Below are 306 nucleotides of genomic sequence, written 5' to 3' on the forward strand. Positions count from 1 at the left end.
GCCGGCGATATACAGCTCTCCGGTGACGCCGGGTGGGACGGGGCGCAGGTGGTTGTCGAGGACGTAGGCGCGGGTGTTCCAGAAGGGCCGGCCGATGGGAACAGGACCCGAACCCATCACATCGCCGGGCTCGATCCGGAAGTCCGTGCAGTTGACCGTGGCTTCGGTGGGCCCGTAGGCGTTGATCACGGTGACGTCGGGGTGCGTGGTGCGCCAGGTAGCCAGTGCTTCGCCGAGGAGGGCCTCGCCACCGGTGATGAGGGTTCCCGAGGGGGAGACCTCGTCGGGGAGGGCTTCGAGGAGGCC

Annotated in this window: 1 protein-coding gene; it reads right to left on the minus strand. The window is 69.0% G+C overall.

Translation table 11 applies throughout. The features are described from left to right. A partial coding sequence (locus IG94_RS39530) for an AMP-binding protein (RefSeq protein WP_043485781.1) occupies positions 1-306 on the minus strand: 306 nt, incomplete at both ends.

It is taken from the genome of Streptomyces olivaceus (assembly GCF_000721235.1).
Lineage (GTDB): Bacteria > Actinomycetota > Actinomycetes > Streptomycetales > Streptomycetaceae > Streptomyces > Streptomyces olivaceus.